Origin of the sequence: Haloferula sp. (genome assembly GCF_049672945.1) — a bacterium.
In the GTDB taxonomy this organism is placed as follows: Bacteria; Verrucomicrobiota; Verrucomicrobiia; order Verrucomicrobiales; family Akkermansiaceae; genus Haloferula.
Genome location: NZ_JBATWY010000210.1, coordinates 1 through 2370, shown reverse-complemented (window position 1 = coordinate 2370; position 2370 = coordinate 1). Strand labels below are relative to the sequence as shown.

At 59.0% G+C, this 2370-nt stretch carries 1 protein-coding gene; it reads right to left on the bottom strand.

Annotated elements, in window-relative coordinates:
- Positions 1-681: 681 nt before the first annotated feature.
- Positions 682-1944 (bottom strand): integron integrase, encoded by a 1263-nt coding sequence (locus tag WBG04_RS18385; protein ID WP_424316174.1) that lies wholly within the window; start codon positions 1942-1944, stop codon positions 682-684.
- Between the last annotated feature and the right edge of the window lie 426 nt (positions 1945-2370).

Sequence of the window (2370 nt, the reverse complement as noted above, 5' to 3'; positions counted from 1 at the left end):
GGCAGCGCGTGAGTTCCCGATGTTCCTCGCCCTGAAGGCAGTGAAGCTGCCAAGCAGGAACTGAGATGGCGCGAGGTTCCTGAACCGATGAAGATCCCCTTCCTTTCTCCCCACAACTCACCCCACCCACCAATCGCGTGGGGCTGATCGCGTGGGGCGAAGCCCTTTACGCGACGAAGCCCTTTACGCGAGGACCGCGTCCCAAGCCGCGCTACTGCATCCACCCCAAAGGGCTTGCGTCCCCCAGCCCAGGGTTGTCGGAGTGAAACGCAGGCTACCCTGGATTTGTCATGCCCAGCGCTCCCAACCCAATGGAGCAAGGGCATTTCTGCCCTGTCGAACCACCCATAGAGCTCACCCCACCCTAGCAGCCCTGGTAGACAGAGGTCGAAGGTCGAAAGTCGAAAGTCAGAAGTCAGAAGTCAGAAGTCAGAAAAACCAGACCGCGCCGCGCGACCGCGCCCTTGGAGGCGGCACGCCCCCGTGCCGCAACCCCGGCAGCCCGCCTCTCCCTTGCAAACTAATCGCCGCCCGGTGCTCCTGTTCCATCCCACAAACCAATCACGTCGGCCACACCCCTCCCACCAACCGATCGCGTGAGGCGCAGCCTTTTACGCGACCACCAACCGATCGCGTGGAGCTGATCAGCGTGGGGCGAAGCCTTTTACGCGACGAAGCCCTTTACGCGAACGCGACGCACATCCCATCCAACGGACTCGTCACCCCCAGTCCATGCGCTCCCACCGCCACGTGCAAATAAATCTCCGTCGTCGTGATGTCTTCATGCCCAAGGAGCTCTTGAATGGTCCTCAGATCCGTCCCGCCCTCCAGCAAATGCGTCGCAAAACTATGTCTTAAAGCATGACTCGTCACATGCTTCTCGATCCCGGCCAACCTCGCCGCCCTCTGAATCGCCCGGTTGTAAACGCCTCCATGCAAGTGATGACGCCTCATCACCCCCGTTTCCGGGTCCTTCGACTGCTTGCTCGCCGGAAACACCCAGAACCACTCAAAGGACTCACCCGCCTTCGAAAACTTCCTCCCCAAAGCCCCAGGAATATGGACCCCGGCCCTCCCCGCATCTCGATCCTTTTGCCACAGCGCCCGCGCTTGCTCCACCTGCTCCCGCAACTCCTTCTTCAAGCTTGCCGGCAATACCGTGACTCGATCCTTATCACCTTTGCCACAGCGCACCGTCACGGTCCCACGTTCCAGATCCACATCCTTGATCCGGAGCCTCACCAACTCGCTCAACCTCAGCCCCGCCCCATACTGCAGACGAGCCGCCAATTTGTAAGCCGACCCAAGACAACCAAAAAGCTTCGAAGTCTCCTCCTTGGAAAGCACCACCGGAACCTTCTGCTCCGTCTTCTTCAGCTTCACATCAAACACCGGATCCTCCACTCCGAGGACATTCTTAAAGAAGAACGCCAAGGCATTGAGCGCCTGTTTCTGGGTGGAAAAAGCACACTCCTCATCCTCCACCAGCGCCGTCAGGAAACGCGTCGCCGTCTCCACCTTGAGCACCGCCACATCCGAGCTCGCGAACTTCCCATAGCGCGACGCCCACGCCGCATAACACTCCTTGGTCCTGCGGGCCAAGCCCCTGCGCGCCCCCGCCGAACGCACCGCCGCCCGTAGCCTTTCCGGCAAGCTGCGGTGATCCGCCCCCGCCTCGTCACAAACCTTGAGCCAATGGAGATACCAGCTGATCGCCGCCGACCACTGCTCCAGCTGCCAGTCCTCCCGCACCCGACCATGGCCCGTCACCTCCTCCTTCCAGAAAGCCGCCGCCGCATCGCGCCCCGCCTCAAGACCCAGACGCAGCCGGAAATTCTCGAACCATTCCAGCAACACCGCGAACCCCGACCGGTCGAAGTCCGTCAATCCACGAAAGACGGCAAGATCCGCCCTCCAGCACCATTTTTTCTTCTTCGCAGTCATGACTCAGCCAGAAAAAGGAAATTTCCGGTCGCCTGTCCACCCAAAAAGTGTTCGCGCGAACACTTTTTGGGAAAGCCGCCCGACGAACCCAACTATTGGCCCGCACCCGCAACAGCTCCCAAGTGCGTATATCACTCACCACGGAATCGGTTTGACGGGAGCGCTCAGAATCCTAGGATAGAGGGACAAAAGAAATGCTGAAGGCTTGAAACTTCAAGGGATCCAGGGACGTTTCCCCAACTTCCTTCCCCCTTGGATATACGAATCTAGCCCTCCGCCAGATGATACTAATAAACACTGTTCGGCTAAGAAAAACCTCTGAGAGATCGTTCACACGTCGTAATGAAAATCCGCAACATACTTTTAGCTACCTTGATTTCTGCGGCCACATCTTGCCACAAACAACAGCCCTCTCGGGTTGCCCAT